Source organism: Streptococcus sp. E24BD, from assembly GCF_041807825.1.
Lineage (GTDB): Bacteria > Bacillota > Bacilli > Lactobacillales > Streptococcaceae > Streptococcus > Streptococcus entericus.
This window is the reverse complement of sequence record NZ_JBGTZB010000024.1, coordinates 1-16927: the sequence shown is the minus strand read 5'-3', so window position 1 is coordinate 16927 and position 16927 is coordinate 1. Positions and strand designations below refer to the sequence as shown.

The following is a 16927-nucleotide window of genomic DNA, read 5'->3' as shown; positions in this document are numbered from 1 at the left end:
GATGACTAATCTAAGAGAAGAACACAACATGACCAAACGCATTCACCAAAAAGAGTTTAAGCGGGTAGAAACCAAATATTTAGTGAGCCTAGCTCAGCTGCCCCACTTGCTGTCAGACTTGGGCGAGTACATGGAGGCAGATGACTTTGCCCAATCCACCATCACAAGCCTCTACTTTGATACGAAGCATTTTGATATGGTTCAAGATTCGTTGGCCAAAAAATACGGCAAGGAAAAGCTTCGTTTGAGGACTTATGACAGGAATGGCGATTTAGAGGCACCAGCATTTTTAGAAATCAAGCAAAAAATAGATGGTGTTGGCTACAAATATCGAATCAAAACCACTCCCAAGCAGGCAGGTCTGCTAGTGGCAGGTGATGTGGAAAATCATACTGAAGATAAACGGCTGCTGGCCCAGCTGGAAACATTGCAACAGAGATACGGCACGATTAAACCGCGGATGTTAATTTCCTACAAGCGTCTATCATTCAAAGGCAAGGACAATCCGTCAGTCCGTGTCACGCTGGACACGAGCGTCACCTAGGCTGTGGTCAACGACCTTGTCCTGACAAGTTCGATGGCTCTTCCACTTTTGCCAGAGCAACAACTGATTATGGAGATTAAGGTCAGTGACCAGCTGCCTGCTTGGCTGGAGAATATCTTACATCAGTACAATCTTGACAAAGTATCATTTTCTAAATATGGTCAGGCTTATACCCTGCACCAGTCCAAAATGTTAGTGAGGGATCCACATTATGCTTAATCAATTGTTTCAAAGTGTCATCAGTCAGTCAACGGTGTCAACATCGGGTTGGGGCTTGGTGTTGAGCCTTCTGACCAGTATGGTTTTGGGGTTAGCCTTAGCTTATCTCTACCAACATAAAACGTCTTATTCTCGTGAGACTCAGATTGGGTCGTTAGCTTATCGCGCACGACCAAGAAGAAAAAAGTCTTTAGACAGTTTGTTCATCAAGACAGTAGGAAAATTGACGGTTTAAGGTCGATTTTCCTGCTGTTTTGTTGGTCATGGGCAATGGTTGAAAGTACGTGCTTCATCTGGCAAAATCAGAGCCTGCATCGTGGTGTTGAGGGGCTATTGATTTGACAAGTGTGTGTGATTTTGCTACAATACCCTTAACAACACGATGAAAGTCAAAGCTCATTGTCTTGTGCGTTCTTTGGCGTGCAATGATGAACTAGCTTTGGCTTTTTCTGACGACTGGAGGTGACCCATGGATTTTAGAACAACAACAGACCATAAGACGTTCGGCGTTCGAGCAACAGAGCTGTTGGTTAGGGGCAATCAGATTTATCTCGCCAAATCGCCTGCTGGACAATATTACTGCATTGGTGGCGCGATTGCTGTCGGTGAAACGACTGAAGAGGCTGTCCGACGTGAGGTGCGTGAGGAGGTTGGCTGTGATAGCCAGGTTGATGAACTCGCCTTTGTCGTTGAGAACCACTTTGAGCTGGACGGTCGGATTTTTCATCAGATCGAGTTCCACTATTTGGTCACGCCGCTGTCTGAACCAAATGCCAGCATGGTTGAAGGTGACAGCCGTCGCCAGTGTGAATGGGTGAGTTTTGACGACCTTGAGGCACTTGACCTCAACCCAGCTTTTCTAAAGACCGCTCTCAAAAACTGGGACGGGCAGGTCAAGCATGTGGTGAATATGGAGGGAACATCAAATGAGCGTTAGGTTAATCGCCCATGTGTTCGTGACGGTTGATGAGTGCTTGAGTGGCGGCATGATTGACCAGGCCTATCGGGATGGGGAGGTTTGTCAGTATATTTAGGGGAAAGATATGTCTGGAAATAGTGTTTGTGATTGACGAAGTATTTGCTTTAATGATATAATTAATTTGCAATCTTTGTTAAAAAAAGGAGAATATGATGAAAAGTAGAGTTCAGCGTGCGCAACTTCAAAAAAAATATGGTTTTAGAAAGTTGAAAGCCTGCGGGATGGTTTCTGCGGTTATTGGAGCTAGTTTGTTGTCTTTGTTTGGTCAAAGTCAAGTTTTTGCTGATAACGCAACTTCTTCAGATACTAATGAGATAACTGTTCAGTATCGTTATTCAACCGTTGATGAATTAAATGCGGAAGAGAAGGCTAGTCTGATTCAGGCTTTACCAGAAAAAGTTACTAAGGAAGCTACCTATTACCTTGTTTATCGTCCAACCTCAAGTGTCAAGGCAAGTTTGCCGCAAACTAATAGTACAAGTAGTCCTTTAGTTGCTCTCTTAGGAATTGGAGCATTGATTGTGGCTGTTAAGGTAGGTAAGTCTGGTCGTAAGAGTGCTATCTACATGGCAACTTTGACTGCTGTTGGTGGTTTGGCAACAGCAACTGTAGTTCATGCGATTTCAACAGGTACTTTATCTGCTTACAACAAAGATGTGACAGTGAGAATTGGTGAGGAATTACCTAGCGGTAAGCTTGCTATCTCTGGTTATGAGTTTGTCGGTTATTTTGAATCAACATCGACTGATGCTGGTGATAAGGTGGCACAACAACCAAAAGTAACAGAGACTCCAGAGCAACCAAAAACTCCAGAGCAACCAAAAACTCCAGAACAACCCGAAGTTCCAGAGCAACCAGAAACTCCAGAACAGCCAGAAGTTCCGGAGCAACCAGAAACTCCAGAGCAACCAAAAACTCCAGAACAACCCGAAGTTCCAGAGCAACCAGAAACTCCAGAACAGCCAGAAGTTCCGGAGCAACCAGAAACTCCAGAGCAACCAAAAACTCCAGAACAACCCGAAGTTCCAGAGCAACCAGAAACTCCAGAACAGCCAGAAGTTCCGGAGCAACCAGAAACTCCAGAGCAACCAGAAACTCCAGAACAGCCAGAAGTTCCGGAGCAACCAGAAACTCCAGAACAGCCAGAAGTTCCAGAGCAACCAGAAACTCCGGAACAGCCAGAAGCTCCAGAGCAACCAGAAACTTCGGAACAGCCAGAAGCTCCAGAACAACCAGAAACTCCAGAACAACCAGAAACTCCGGAACAGCCAGAAGCTCCAGAGCAACCAGAAACTCCGGAACAGCCAGAAGTTCCAGAGCAACCAGAAACTCCAGAACAGCCAGAAGTTCCAGAGCAACCAGAGGTTAAAAATTATGAAACTGGTATTGCTCTAGGGAGTTCGAATATAAAAGACTACGTTGTTAACCTGACACAAACGTCTGTGAAATCAGAGGCAATGGAATACCTTAAGCAACTTCGTTTGGATATGTATAACAACATCAATCCAAGATTTAATAATACTGATTTACGGTCTTATTTGGCGTCCAAAAATATTACTTCTGCTGAGCAGTACGCGGATAGTTTTAAGTGGGATGAGACCTTGGAACGTATTGCGATTCAACGTGCTTTAGAGACAGGTATTCATAAAGCAGTTGCTCATAAGAGAGTGAATAGTTCTAGTATTTTTTCTGCTAGAGATTTGGAGACAGGCAAAGGTTTTAATGGTGAGATTATCCAGTGGGGCTATGGCATGAGAGATGCCTTGACTGCATCTGATGCATTTGCTTATGGTGAACTAGACGCTCTAAATGCTTCTAATGGTGTCTATAATAGCAACAATGGTCACCTACATACCTTGTTAAATCCAGATAATAAATCTTATGGTTTTGCTAGTATCATGAGCCCAGACTTTCTTTATGGAGGAGTTACATTGGGGGTTTCTAGTCGAGCAGAATCAACAGATGAAACTGGTGGTCATTTGGAGGGTTCTTATCGGATTACCTATGGCATTGACTAAGTGAATAATCATAGTACTAATTTATAAATGATATTGGTTGAAAGAGATTTCTTTTTCTGCTAAAATAATCCTAACAACACGATGAAAGTCAAAGCTCATTGTCTTGTATGCTTTTTTGCATGCAATTCTGGGAGTTTTGGCTTTTTTGTAAACATCAAAAACCAGTAATCAAAGAAAGGAACAAGATAGCAGCTCTGCTATTTTTCATAAAAAGACATGAACTTTACAGAAGACTACGATATTATCGTTATTGGTGCGGGACACGCTGGAGTCGAAGCGAGTCTGGCTGCCAGCCGTATGGGGGCTAAGACCCTCCTTGCCACCCTCAATGTTGACATGCTGGCCTTTATGCCCTGCAACCCATCTGTTGGCGGCTCTGCCAAGGGTATTGTCGTTCGCGAGATTGACGCTCTGGGGGGCGAGATGGGGCGCAACATCGACAAGTCCTATATCCAGATGAAGATGCTCAACACCGGCAAGGGCCCTGCTGTCCGTGCGCTTCGTGCTCAGGCAGACAAGGCGCTCTACGCCCAGCTGATGAAGCAAACCGTTGAGCGCCAAGAGAACCTCACGCTTCGCCAGTCCGAGATTGCCGAGGTTTTGGTGGACAATGGGCAGGTCATCGGTGTGAAGACAGCGACGGGACAGGCCTTTTCGGCAGCAGCAGTCGTTGTCACCACAGGGACAGCCCTGCGGGGGGAAATCATCATCGGAGACCTCAAGTATTCCTCTGGTCCAAATAATAGCCTAGCGTCTGTCAAGCTGGCGGACAACCTCAAAGAGCTAGGACTAGAAATTGGACGCTTCAAGACAGGAACGCCGCCACGCATCAAGGCGTCTTCTATCGACTACTCGGTGACCGAAATCCAGCCTGGAGATGACAAGCCCAATCACTTCTCCTTCCTGTCCAAGGACGAGGACTATGTGACCGACCAAGTGCCTTGCTGGTTGACCTATACCAATGAGACCAGCCACCAGATTATCAATGACAACCTCCACCGAGCCCCGATGTTTTCAGGGGTAGTCAAGGGCGTCGGACCTCGCTACTGCCCATCGATTGAGGATAAGATTGTCCGCTTTGCCGACAAGGAACGTCACCAGCTCTTCCTTGAGCCAGAAGGTCGAAACACCGAAGAAATCTACGTTCAAGGGCTGTCCACCAGCCTACCGGAAGATGTTCAAAAAGAACTGCTCCACTCTATCAAGGGCTTAGAAAATGCAGAGATGATGCGGACAGGCTATGCCATCGAGTACGACATCGTTCTGCCTCACCAGCTCCGTGCGACCTTGGAGACCAAGTCCATCAGTGGTCTTTTCACAGCGGGTCAGACCAATGGCACATCGGGTTATGAAGAAGCCGCTGGACAGGGCTTGATAGCAGGGATTAACGCGGCACTCAAGGTTCAGGGCAAGCCTGAGCTGATTTTGGGACGGAGTGATGGCTATATCGGGGTCATGATTGATGACCTCGTGACCAAGGGGACGCTGGAGCCTTACCGTCTCTTGACCTCACGAGCAGAGTATCGCCTCATTCTCCGCCATGACAATGCCGACATGCGATTGACACCGATTGGTCGCAAAGTTGGACTGGTAGCCGATGACCGCTGGGCCATGTTCCAAGAAAAGAAAGACCAATTTGAACGTGAGATGGCACGTCTTGCCAGCATTAAACTCAAACCCGTCAAGGAGACCAATGAGCATGTTCAAGCCCTTGGCTTCAAGCCGTTGACCGATGCCATGACGGCTAAGGACTTCATGCGCCGACCTGAGATTGACTATGCTGTGGTGACCCAGTTTGTCGGTGAAGCGGCGGAGTCACTGGATGGTAAAGTAATCGAGCTGATTGAAACCGAGATTAAGTACGAGGGCTATATCGCTAAAGCGCTCGATCAGGTGGACAAGATGAAGCGCATGGAAGAAAAGCGGATTCCATCTGACATTGACTGGGATGACATCGACTCTATTGCTACCGAAGCCCGTCAGAAGTTTAAGAAAATCAATCCTGAAACCATTGGACAGGCTAGCCGAATTTCAGGGGTCAACCCAGCTGATATTTCTATCCTGATGGTTTATCTGGAGGGCAAAGGGCGGTCGATTGCTAAGAACAAGCAGGGCTAACCATGGCGGAACCTCTCTTTTACGGTCTTGACCTTGATCAGCATAGCCGTTGCAGGCATTACCATAGCGAACTGGATATTGTCGCTCTCAAATGTGGGCAATGCCAGCGGTATTATGCCTGTTACCAATGCCATGATGTCTTAACAGACCATGTCTTTCAGGTAACCTCTGCTAACGAGCTACACCCCGTGTTATGCGGTGTCTGCCGTCAGCAACTGTCCTTATCTGATTATAAAACAGGCGCTTGCCCGCTCTGCCAGTCGCCCTTTAATCCCAAGTGCAGTAACCACTACGATATTTATTTTGAAAAATAAGTAAAAAACGCTTGACAACTTATATATATAATGGTTTTGTTGAGTTAAATGGAGGTTTCACATGAAACTAATTGGAAAATTTATGGCAAAGAAGATTGCTAGTTTAGTTGTTCTTGTGTTGATAGCGCTAAGTCTGGTGTTTCACTTTCGAGAGCAGTTTTTTGGTGGGATATTAACGAGTAAATACAGCTTTGTCATCAAGCGCTTTGAGCGTGAAAATCAGCTGGTCGTTGCTGGTGTAGATGTTGAGACGACAGCGGAGCAAGTGTTTACCAACAAGCATTTCAAAGACTGGCCTGAGTGGACTGAGCCTTTGACCAAAGCACTTGTCGGACGAGATTTGGTGGCTGAAATTCCTGTTAAAACCGAGTTTAAACTGGAGTTGAAGGGGTTGGATAAGAGTGACCTAACCATAACAAACAGCGTTTTGAGCTTTAAGAAACCACTGACGGTCTACGTTGATTCGCAAGCTACTGGCGTGCCTGTCATCAAAAAAAGCGGGAGTGGCTTAGTTGATAAGGCAGTTGACCTCTTTACCTCTGGGCAAAAAGCACAGGAGTTTCTCGCTGAAAAAAGCCAAGAAGCCATCTACGAGACCTCAGAGCATGTCCTTGATGACCTAGACCGCCAAAAAAAAGTAGCGACGTTTGCCAGTCAGAGTTTGGAGCAACTGCTCAACCTCGATCGTGACGATAAACTGATGGTAGAGCTGACCGTGGATGACCTTGAGTTTATCAATGTTGACAAGCCTTAATAAAACTTCCTCACTTATCCTCTTACAAGAAGCCAAGGGCCAGACCAGCTAGCCTTTGGTTTTTTATTCGAACAAATGTTAACCGAAATAAAAATAAGGTTGACAAACATAGATAGCTTTTGCTATGATGAGAATAGAGAAGCTGTTTTCAAAATGCTAGATGACGAGACTTGCTTTCTGTAAAGTTTTCAAGAAATCACAACATCTTGCCTAGTTCAACGATAGCATCTTGATAAAGAAAGGACTTATTTTATCATGTTTCAGAGTAAATCTCTCGCTCAAATGGCGCTGGTGACAGCCCTGATCTGTGTTTTGGGATTTTTGCCACCTATTTCCCTAGGTGTTATACCTGTTCCAATCGTCTTGCAAAATATGGGTGTGATGCTGGCAGCCGCTTTGCTGGGAGGCACTCGAGGAAGCCTGAGTGTTCTGTTATTTTTGATGATTGGGTTAGTCTTGCCAGTCTTTACAGGCGGGAATACCACTCTACCTGTCCTCACTGGACCGACGGCTGGTTACGTTGTGGCTTGGCTGGCTGTACCCCTGTTGTATGAGGGCTTAACACGATTGGTAAAACCTTCTCGATGGATTACGGATGCTATCTTACTTTGGTTGGCAAGCCTTCCTGTGGTGTATCTGCTTGGTGTCTTTTGGTTGCAATATTTTTCTGATATGACGTGGACAGATTTATTGTTGTCTAACCTGATTTTTGTGCCAGGAGATACGATTAAAGTGATTATCGCAACAGTTATTGCTAGACGGTTGATCAGGAGTGGAGTTGTTCAAGGCCGTTATTGATGCTTTAAAGTAACCGCCCTGCGGCAACTACTTGTCTTGTTCTAGCATCACGATTCGTTTCATCATGTTTTAGGGCAAATATCAGGTGTCAAATTATTTATCTTGTCAACTACCAAAATACCAGATATTTTAGAGCTGTCATTGCATGTCTAATGATATTTTTGAAAAAAATTGAATTAGGTTATTGACAAGTATTGAATGGTTTGCTATAATTGTTTTTGTTGTTAAGACAACAAGCCATTCGCGGGGATGGCGGAATTGGCAGACGCGCAGGACTAAGGATCCTGTGGCCGCTTTAGGCCGTGTGGGTTCAAGTCCCACTCTCCGCATACCTCACCAGTCATTGACTGGTTTTCTTTTTGCCTTAAAACCAAGTTAACTCAGGCTCCAAACAGTCGCTCATGATTTTAGTTGTCGATTTAACTGAAAAATATTGCATTTTTATTTGAAAAGAAGTATAATAGATTTGTTGAGGGATTATTGCAGAGCTGCAAGTTAATCTTTTCACAAAAGGCTTTGCCTGATAAAATTTTATTTGATTTTCATAAGGAGGAAATCGCAAATGGTAGTTAAAGTTGGTATTAACGGTTTCGGACGTATCGGTCGTCTTGCTTTCCGCTTGATCCAAGGTTTGGAAGGTGTTGAAGTAACTCGCATCAACGACTTGACAGATCCAAATATGTTGGCTCACCTCTTGAAATACGACACAACTCAAGGTCGTTTTGACGGTACTGTTGAAGTTAAAGATGGTGGTTTTGAAGTAAATGGTAACTTCGTTCGCGTATCAGCTGAAGCTGATCCAGCAAACATCGACTGGGCAACTGAAGGTGTTGACATCGTATTGGAAGCTACTGGTTTCTTCGCTTCAAAAGAAAAAGCAGAAAAACATTTGCACGCTAACGGTGCGAAAAAAGTTGTGATCACTGCTCCTGGTGGTAACGATGTGAAAACTGTTGTATTTAACACTAACCACGACATCCTTGATGGTACTGAAACAGTTATCTCAGGTGCATCATGTACAACTAACTGCTTGGCACCAATGGCTAAAGCCCTTCACGATGCTTTTGGTATCCAAAAAGGTCTCATGACAACTATCCACGGTTACACTGGTGACCAAAACACTTTGGATGCACCACACCGTAACGGTGACCTCCGTCGTGCGCGCGCTGCTGCTGTAAACATCGTTCCTAACTCAACTGGTGCAGCTAAAGCTATCGGTTTGGTAATTCCTGAGTTGAACGGTAAACTTGACGGTGCTGCACAACGTGTTCCAGTTCCAACAGGTTCTGTAACTGAGTTGGTTGTTACTCTTGAAAAAGAAGCTTCAGTTGAAGCTATCAACGCTCACATGAAGTCAGTAGCTAACGAGTCTTACGGTTACACAGAAGACCCAATCGTATCTTCTGATATCGTAGGTATCTCTTACGGTTCACTCTTTGATGCGACTCAAACTAAAGTGTTGACTGTTGACGGTCAACAATTGGTAAAAGTTGTATCTTGGTACGACAACGAAATGTCTTACACTGCTCAATTGGTTCGTACACTTGAGTACTTTGCAAAAATCGCTAAATAAGAATTGAACGAGGGAATTTTCCCTCGTTTTTTGCTAATGTCAACTCAGTTATCGTGATAGGCTAGCAAAATATATTAAATCAGTTTGCTTAGCTGATACCGAAGATGACGACAGGTTCACCCTGTGACTAATGACTAATGTCAGTTGATGTTTCGGTTGTTCGGAGAATGATAGCTCAGTTCAAGGATCATGTGGAACTTATTTATAATCATTATTGACAAGCGTGTATAGTTTGCTATACTAGAAACAGGAGATGAAGCAGATGAGTGAACAATTTTCGAGCAAATTAAATATCCTGCGTGCAGGAGTTCTTGGGGCAAATGATGGGATTGTGTTCATTGTAGGTGTTGTCATCGGGGTGGCATCAGCGACAACTGATCAATGGGTGATTTTTTTGTCGGGGATGTCAGCTGTTTTAGCAGGCGCTTTTTCGATGGCAGGTGGAGAGTATGTCTCTGTCCCAACTCAGAAGGATACTGAGCAGGCAGCGACAGAAAAAGAACGGCGGCTCTACACCGAACACCCTGACGCTGCTCGGCTATCTCTCAAAGCTATCTATATGGCGCGTGGGGAGTGTGAAACAGCAGCAGAGTTTATGGTTAATAAAGCTTTTGCCAAGAATCCCGTTAAAACTTTGGTGGAAGAAAAATACAATATGGATTTTGAAGCCTTTACCAACCCATGGCATGCGGCATTGTCTAGTTTTCTTGCTTTTGTGGCAGGCGCTGTATTTCCGATGCTTGCGGTGATGCTTTTTCCTGTTTCGATTCGCATTCCTGCAACAGTGTTAGTCGTTATCCTGTCCTTGTTTGTGACAGGTTATACCAGTGCCAGACTGGGCGAAGCACCGATTGTTCCTGCTGTTGGTCGTAACATTATGGTTGGTCTGTTGACCATATTTGTGACCTTTGTGATTGGTCATCTGTTGGGGACAGGAGTTGTTGGGTAGTTTTTTGAAAAATAGCAGAGCTAAAGATGTGGTTTTTAGCTCTTTTATTTTTATCTAAAAATGTCAAAACAGACCTGAATATATTAAATAGATTGTAATTTTTTGTTTATTTTTATTAAAATACTTGACAAAAAAAGTTTGCCGTGTTAAAGTGACGTAGAATAGAAAGCGCTATCAGAAAAGGAGACTTATTGAATGAAGCATTTATTCGATAAACAAAATAAATATAGTATTCGAAAATTCTCAATCGGTGTCTGCTCAGCAGTTATTGGATTGAGCTTTTTGAGTGCCGGTACAGCTTATGCTGAAGAAACAGGGGTTCAGCCTGTTCAGCCACCTGTTCCAGCTGGACCAACTGGAGCAGCTTCGCTAGAAAGTACCCAAGATGGTGCTGTGGCAGAAAAAGAGGTTGAGGAAGTTGTTGCACCTGAGTCAACTAAATTTGAAGTGAGCGGGGAAGCAAAAACGGAAAGTGCCGTGCGCACAATTGATGAGGTAGTTTCTGTTGATAAGAATTACGCTCAAGCAGATAACGTAAAAGAAGGATTCCCTGCGACAAATGCTGTTGACGGTAGTGAAGCTACAGCTTGGGTCGGTATTGGAGAAACTGAGAAGCCGAAACTGACAGTTCGCTTGGACGATGTTGCCAGAGTTGAGCGCATCACTTATCAAGCGATGCAAGATGGCAAATCATCTCTGGGAAGTAGCTACCACAACGAAGCAGGAGTTGCTGCCAATGGCTACATCGAGTACAGTAAAACTGGTGAAGAGGGTAGCTGGAAGAAAGTGACCTTTACAGCTGTTGAACAGCAAGATGGTCAGCCACATATGCTTAATAAACCAGAAAATGAGGGGGCAGCTTATCAACGTCGTGGAAACCGCATGCCGATTGATTTTGTGATTGAACCGGTAGATGCGAAATATTTCCGCTTGACTGCTACCAATACACTTGTAGGGAATGCTGCACCTGCCAATACTCAGCCACACCTTGTCTCTGCCTCCAAGTTTATTCCTCAGGGTAAGAAGCTTGTTATTGAAGAAACGGTTACTGAAACCTTAGTAACTGATGAAAAACATTACATTGATGATGTGACCAAATATAAAGATCAAGAAGAGCTGGTCAGTGAAGCTGTTGCAGGCAAACGAGTGACTGTAACGACTTATGAAGCACAAAATGGTGAAAAGACCTCAACGAAGCTTGGAGAATCTGCCGTAACTATTATAAATCCTAAAATGGCAGTCTACCGTCGGGGAACATTGGAACGTCCAATACAGACACCTCCTCAAGCTCCGGCAGCTGTACGGTTGTTTAATGCTCCTCTGCAACAGGATGGAGAAACAGTCAGCCAGGTTGCAGTAACGCTCCCACAAGAAGCAGTAGCTAGTCATGTTGTCAAACTAAAAACCAATGACGCTCAAGTTCTAAAAGAGCTTACTCTTGAAGAATCTCACTTAGAAGATGGCATTGCAGTGCTTGCGCTCGACAGATTACTAGAAAACGGTCAGACTTATGCGGTGACTATCGCTACTGTTCAAGGTCTTGAATCAGATCCTAAGACATTTGTAGCTGATACTGTTGCCCCTCCAGCAGCTGTTTCAGCAGACTTTGTCGCTGGAACTCGTCAAGTAGATGTTGTTCTACCTGAAGGAGTTCAAGCAGGTGAGTTAGCTATTGTCATTAACCCAGAAGGCACAACTCAAGAGACTTATTTTATCGGTTATGCAAGCATTCCAACAGGTGAGCGTCGTGTACAAGTGACTGTTAATCAGGACTTGCTCGCTGAAAAAACCTACAACGTTCAATTGATGGATGCTACGAACAACTTGTCTCCGATGATTGAAGCTGCAGTTCGTCAGCAAACTCCACCGTCTGCGCCTACATCAACACTGACACCGGTTTACCCACCAGTAGAAACGGTGGAAGGTGAGTATAATAGACCAGCCTCCTCTGTTGGACGTATCACCAACGTCACATTTGAGAATGGTACAGCTTCCATCACTTACGAAACAGGTCATAAGGCTCAGGTTAACTTCTATAACGACCACGTTTTCCGCTTCAATATCGAAAAAGAGGGCGCAGAGTTCGTTTCTAACCCAGAGCTTGTTCATGCTGGTCGTCCGGCTAATATCACTCTGAAAAATCAAGCGAACTACCAAGAAACCTATGGTCAAATCGGTAAATTAGTTGATGAAGAATCACGCTATATCCTCGAAACACCAAAAGTGTTGGTTATCTTTGATAAGAAAACCTCACTCATGTCTGTTTATGACCGTGAGAAGAATGCTTATGTGACCAAAGAAGTAGCGCCTGTTTCTATCGCTGGTGGTAAAACAACTCAGACCTTAGCCCAAACAGAGGACGAACAGTTCTTTGGTGGCGGTATGCAAAACGGTCGCTTCACGCACAAGGGTGAAAAAATCAATATTGTCAATGAGAACAACTGGATTGATGGTTCAGTAGCTTCCCCAGCACCATTTTACTGGTCAAGTAAGGGTTACGGTGTGATGCGCCATACCTTCCGCCCAGGCCAGTATGATTTTGGTACGGATAATAAAGCGCAACTCACCAGCACCCACAACGAAGAGCGTTTTGATGCCTTCTACTTCATCAATTCAAAACCAGCAGATATCTTAAAAGACTGTCATGAATTGACAGGTGCTCCGGCTGTCTTGCCAGAATATGCACTCTACTTGGGTCACTTGAATGCTTATAACCGTGACTACTGGCGTGAAGTGCCTAAAGGTACAGCAGGCGCAGTTCTCTTTGAAGATGGTAAATACTATAAAGAGTTTGATGGGCGTAGCCACACCGTACAGCCAGGAGACATCAAGGAAAACTTGAACGGTGATACACCAGAGAGCCATCAGTTCTCTGCTCGTGCCGTGATTGAACGCTATAAACGGCTGAACTTACCTCTTGGGTGGTTCTTGCCAAACGATGGTTATGGAGCTGGTTATGGTCAGACAGAGACTTTAGATGGTAATATTCAGAACCTGAAAGCCTTTGTTGAGTGGGCAAAACAAAATAACGTTGAAGTTGGCCTTTGGACACAGGCAGATCTTTACTCAACACGTGGTGATGTGGTTACTCACCGTGATATCGATAAAGAGGTTGGTACAGCAGGTATCCGTGCCATTAAGACTGACGTGGCTTGGGTAGGTCCTGGTTACAACTTTGGTCTCAATGGTGTTGATGAAGGGGCTAAGCTTCTGACTGAAAAGAGTGGAGAGGATAAGGCTCGTCCGTTCATCGTCTCTCTCGATGGCTGGACTGGTACTCAGCGTAGTGCTGGTATCTGGTCTGGTGACCAACGTGGTGGTGAGTGGGAGTATATTCGTTTCCATATCCCAACTTACATCGGTCTAGGCTTGTCTGGTAACCCGAATATGGGTTCTGACATGGATGGTATCTTTGGTGGCGGTAATGCCGTTATCAACGCTCGTGATTATCAGTGGAAGGCTTTCACATCTATCCTGATGAACATGGATGGTTGGGGGAATGAGCCTAAGACACCATTCTCATTTGATGATCGCACGACAGACATCAACCGTATGTCTATGAAGCTCAAATCAACTCTGGTGCCTTATGCTTACTCAACAGGGCATGATGCCTCTGTTTCTGGTAAGCCAATCGTGCGCGCCATGTTGATTGACTTCTCAGATCAGCCACTGGCTTACACCAAAGCTGTGCAGTACCAGTACATGTACGGTGATAACTTCCTCGTTGCACCTATTTACAAAAATGCAGCCATGAAGGAAAACGGCGATGATGTCAGAAACAACATCTTCTTGCCGGCTGGAGCTGAGTGGATTGACCTTTACACTGGTCAAAAATACGAGGGTGGTCAAGTTCTAAACAACTACGAAGCGCCTCTGTGGAAACTTCCAGTATTTGTTAAGAATGGCGCTATTATCCCAATGACTAACGCCAACAACAATCCAGCAGAGATTGACCGTGGTAACCGTTTGATTCAATTCTATCCACACAAGGTTAGCGAGTTCAAACTCTACGAGGATGACGGTAAGAGCGTAGACTACAAAGCAGGTAAAGTCGCAACAACTCTGATTAAGAGTGTGGCGGACGACTCTAACACAACAGGTCGTGCGGTCTTGACAATCGAACGCACTGAGGGTGACTTTGACGGCTTCAAGAAAGATAAAACCACTGAGCTTCACGTCAATGTCTCTAAAGATGTCGAGTCTGTACAAGTTAAGGTCAACGGTCAATCGGTAGAAGTTCGTCGTGTTAATACGCTGGAAGAGTACAGCAAGGGCACAAACGTCTTCTTCTACCACAAAGATACGAAACTTGCAACTTATAACCCAACCAGTGCAGAGATTAAGGCGCTCGATGTGACCATGAACGACTTGCTGAAAATCAAGTTGGCGGCTCATGACGTGACAACCAACAAGGTTGAGGTAACAATCAACGGCTTTAGCAACGCCAAAGCTACTGAGCAAGCACCAGAAGGTCTTGAAGCACCAGCTACACCAACAAATCTGGCAACACCAGAGGACACTGTCAGCGCTAAAGCTATTAAAGCGACCTGGTCAGCTTCTGACAACGCGACATCATACGATGTTGAACACAACGGTGTCCTTTACAGAAATATCAAAGCGACTGAATTCAACTTTGATGGATTAAACCCAGGCACCTCCCACACCTTTAAGGTGCGTGCGGTTAATGCTAAAGGCACATCTGATTGGTCAGACGCTGTGACAGCAGAGACTAAGAATGACCCGTGGGCAGAAGCGATTGAAATTAACCCAGCAAGCGTTACAACTAATATCAGAACACAGGGTGGTCAAGGGATCGATAAACTCTTTGACAAGAAGAAAGGTGCACAGTTCCACAGCCGCTGGAACGAACAAGTATCAGCAGGTTCTTACATTCGTGTAGACCTTGGTGGCGTTTATGATCTTGATTATCTTGAGTACCATCAGCGCAATGACGGTGGTGTCAATGGTCGCGTGATTTGGGCTAAGGTCTGGACCAGTGAAGATGGCGAAACTTGGGACTTTACAGGTTCTGCCGACTGGCGTAGTGATGCTAACTCAGTTGGTAAACACACTCTCGACAAACGAGCACGTTATGTTCACTTCCAGGTGGATAGTAGCCAAAATGGCTTTATCTCTGGTGAAGAAATGCTGATCTTCAAGAAACCAGGAACACGTATGTTTGTGCCAGGCGACATCAGTAACGACGGTCAGATTACCAACGATGATAAGACCTCCTTCCTCAACTACGCAGGTTTGCGTCGTGCAGATAGTGACTTTGGTGGTTATGTTGAGCGTGCAGATGCCAATAAAAATGGTTTGATTGATGCTTATGACATCAGTATCGCAGCTGTTCAACTTGACGGCGGTGTTACTGAGCGCTCAACAGTTGCTCCAAGTGGTAACCTGCGCTTTGAAGCTGAGAAGCTGGATGTGAAGACTGGTGAGGAAGTTAAGGTTTACCTGATTGCTGATGACTTAGCAGCTGTCAATGCGTTGACATCAACCTTCCAAGTGAGTGAAGCAGACTTTGAATTGGTTGCTCGCGGTAATGTGACTCCTGAGAGCTTTACGAAGCAGGCAGAGAACTTCTCACAAAGTCGCACGCGTTCTGGTCAACATGATGTTGTCTTCTCATTCATTAACTTTGGTCAAAAAGAATTGCTGAGCGGTTCAGGTCGAGTGGCTTATGTGACACTTAAAGCAAAACGTGACGCTGTCTTGAACTTCACATCTCAGGATAATATTCTTGTTGGCAATGATTTGCGCCGTGCAGCAGTTGATAACCAACCAGTGACAGCGTTGATTAACTATACAGAAGCCCCAGCGGTACCAACGAATGTGACTGTTAGCCGTCCAACCCACGGTAGTGTCAGTCTCACATGGGATGCTGTACCGCAGGCAGTTCGCTACATTGTTGAACAAGAAGCTGATGGTCAGTTTGTTGAAGTTGGACGCACCAATGAGCCACACTTCAACGTTTATAACCTCGCTCCTGTATCAACTTACACATTCTGTGTCCGTGCGACAAACCCAATTGGTCAATCAGAAGCAACAGAAGCAGTATCTGCTACGACTGTAGCGAAAGATTTAGCTAAGAAGTTGGTTGTTGCGGAGAAAACAGCAAGCACACCAGAACAGCCTAACGAACCATTGAGCAACTTCTTTGATGGTGATGAAAACACCATTTACCATAGCCAATGGCAGAAGACAGACGCTGTGCCATCAAGCTTAACTCTTGACTTGGGTGAGGAGAAAGCGCTGAGCCATCTGATTTATGTCCCACGCCCAGCAGCTTCAAACGGAACAATCACAGGCTTAACGGTTGAGACTAGCAATGATGGTCAGACATGGGCCCCAACAGGAGAAACTATCCGTTGGAACCGTAATGCTCTGGATAAGATTGCTTTTCTTCCAGAAGGAACAGAAGCCCGTTATATCCGTATCAATTGGTTAACCAGTGTTGGTGGATTCGTATCAGGTCAAGAGCTTTATGTGATTGAGGCCACTCCAGATTCAGAGCCAACTCCAAATCAAAATGACACCACACAACCACCGCGTCAAATTACTGACGTCAACCCTCAAACTGACTCAGGTATCATCGCAGAGGTTCAATCAGCGGATGCCAAGGTGGCAGGCTTGAGAGTGGTCTTCCACAAAGAAA

Annotated in this window: 10 protein-coding genes, 1 tRNA gene and 1 pseudogene; all 12 read left to right on the top strand. The window is 45.1% G+C overall.

Features of this window, described 5'->3' with window-relative positions:
- Position 1: 1 nt before the first annotated feature.
- Positions 2–763, top strand: a pseudogene (locus tag ACERC5_RS06945) (polyphosphate polymerase domain-containing protein).
- On the top strand, positions 756–998 hold the full coding sequence (locus ACERC5_RS06940) for a hypothetical protein (protein ID WP_373659112.1): 243 nt from the start codon (positions 756–758) through the stop codon (positions 996–998). Before ACERC5_RS06945 ends, ACERC5_RS06940 begins: the two are co-directional and overlap by 8 nt.
- A gap of 234 nt (positions 999–1232) precedes the next feature.
- Positions 1233–1700 carry an NUDIX hydrolase gene (locus ACERC5_RS06935; protein WP_373660483.1) on the top strand — a complete coding sequence of 156 codons (468 nt, stop codon included), beginning with the start codon at positions 1233–1235 and terminating at the stop codon, positions 1698–1700.
- A gap of 194 nt (positions 1701–1894) precedes the next feature.
- Complete coding sequence (locus ACERC5_RS06930; RefSeq protein WP_373660482.1) at positions 1895–3760, top strand: hypothetical protein; 1866 nt, start codon at positions 1895–1897, stop codon at positions 3758–3760.
- Between the two features lie 216 nt (positions 3761–3976).
- Positions 3977–5878, top strand: coding sequence for a tRNA uridine-5-carboxymethylaminomethyl(34) synthesis enzyme MnmG (mnmG, locus tag ACERC5_RS06925; protein WP_373660481.1), 1902 nt, complete (start codon positions 3977–3979; stop codon positions 5876–5878).
- Between the two features lie 2 nt (positions 5879–5880).
- Positions 5881–6192, top strand: coding sequence for a CHY zinc finger protein (locus ACERC5_RS06920; RefSeq protein ID WP_373659116.1), 312 nt, complete (start codon positions 5881–5883; stop codon positions 6190–6192).
- A 61-nt stretch (positions 6193–6253) separates the two neighbouring features.
- Positions 6254–6946: a hypothetical protein gene (locus ACERC5_RS06915; RefSeq protein ID WP_373659117.1), complete on the top strand. Its 693-nt coding sequence runs from the start codon at positions 6254–6256 to the stop codon at positions 6944–6946.
- Between the two features lie 255 nt (positions 6947–7201).
- A complete protein-coding gene (locus tag ACERC5_RS06910) occupies positions 7202–7744 on the top strand; it encodes a biotin transporter BioY (protein WP_373659118.1) in 543 nt (180 codons plus the stop codon).
- Positions 7745–7987: 243 nt separating this feature from the next.
- A tRNA-Leu gene (locus ACERC5_RS06905) sits at positions 7988–8073 on the top strand.
- A 233-nt stretch (positions 8074–8306) separates the two neighbouring features.
- Entirely contained in the window at positions 8307–9317 is a 1011-nt protein-coding gene (gene gap / locus ACERC5_RS06900; RefSeq protein ID WP_018368865.1) for a type I glyceraldehyde-3-phosphate dehydrogenase, read from the top strand.
- 262 nt (positions 9318–9579) lie between these two features.
- On the top strand, positions 9580–10266 hold the full coding sequence (locus ACERC5_RS06895; RefSeq protein ID WP_373660480.1) for a VIT family protein: 687 nt from the start codon (positions 9580–9582) through the stop codon (positions 10264–10266).
- 195 nt (positions 10267–10461) lie between these two features.
- Positions 10462–16927, top strand: a 6466-nt coding sequence (locus ACERC5_RS06890) for a discoidin domain-containing protein (protein WP_373660479.1), incomplete at its 3' end; no start/stop codon positions are given.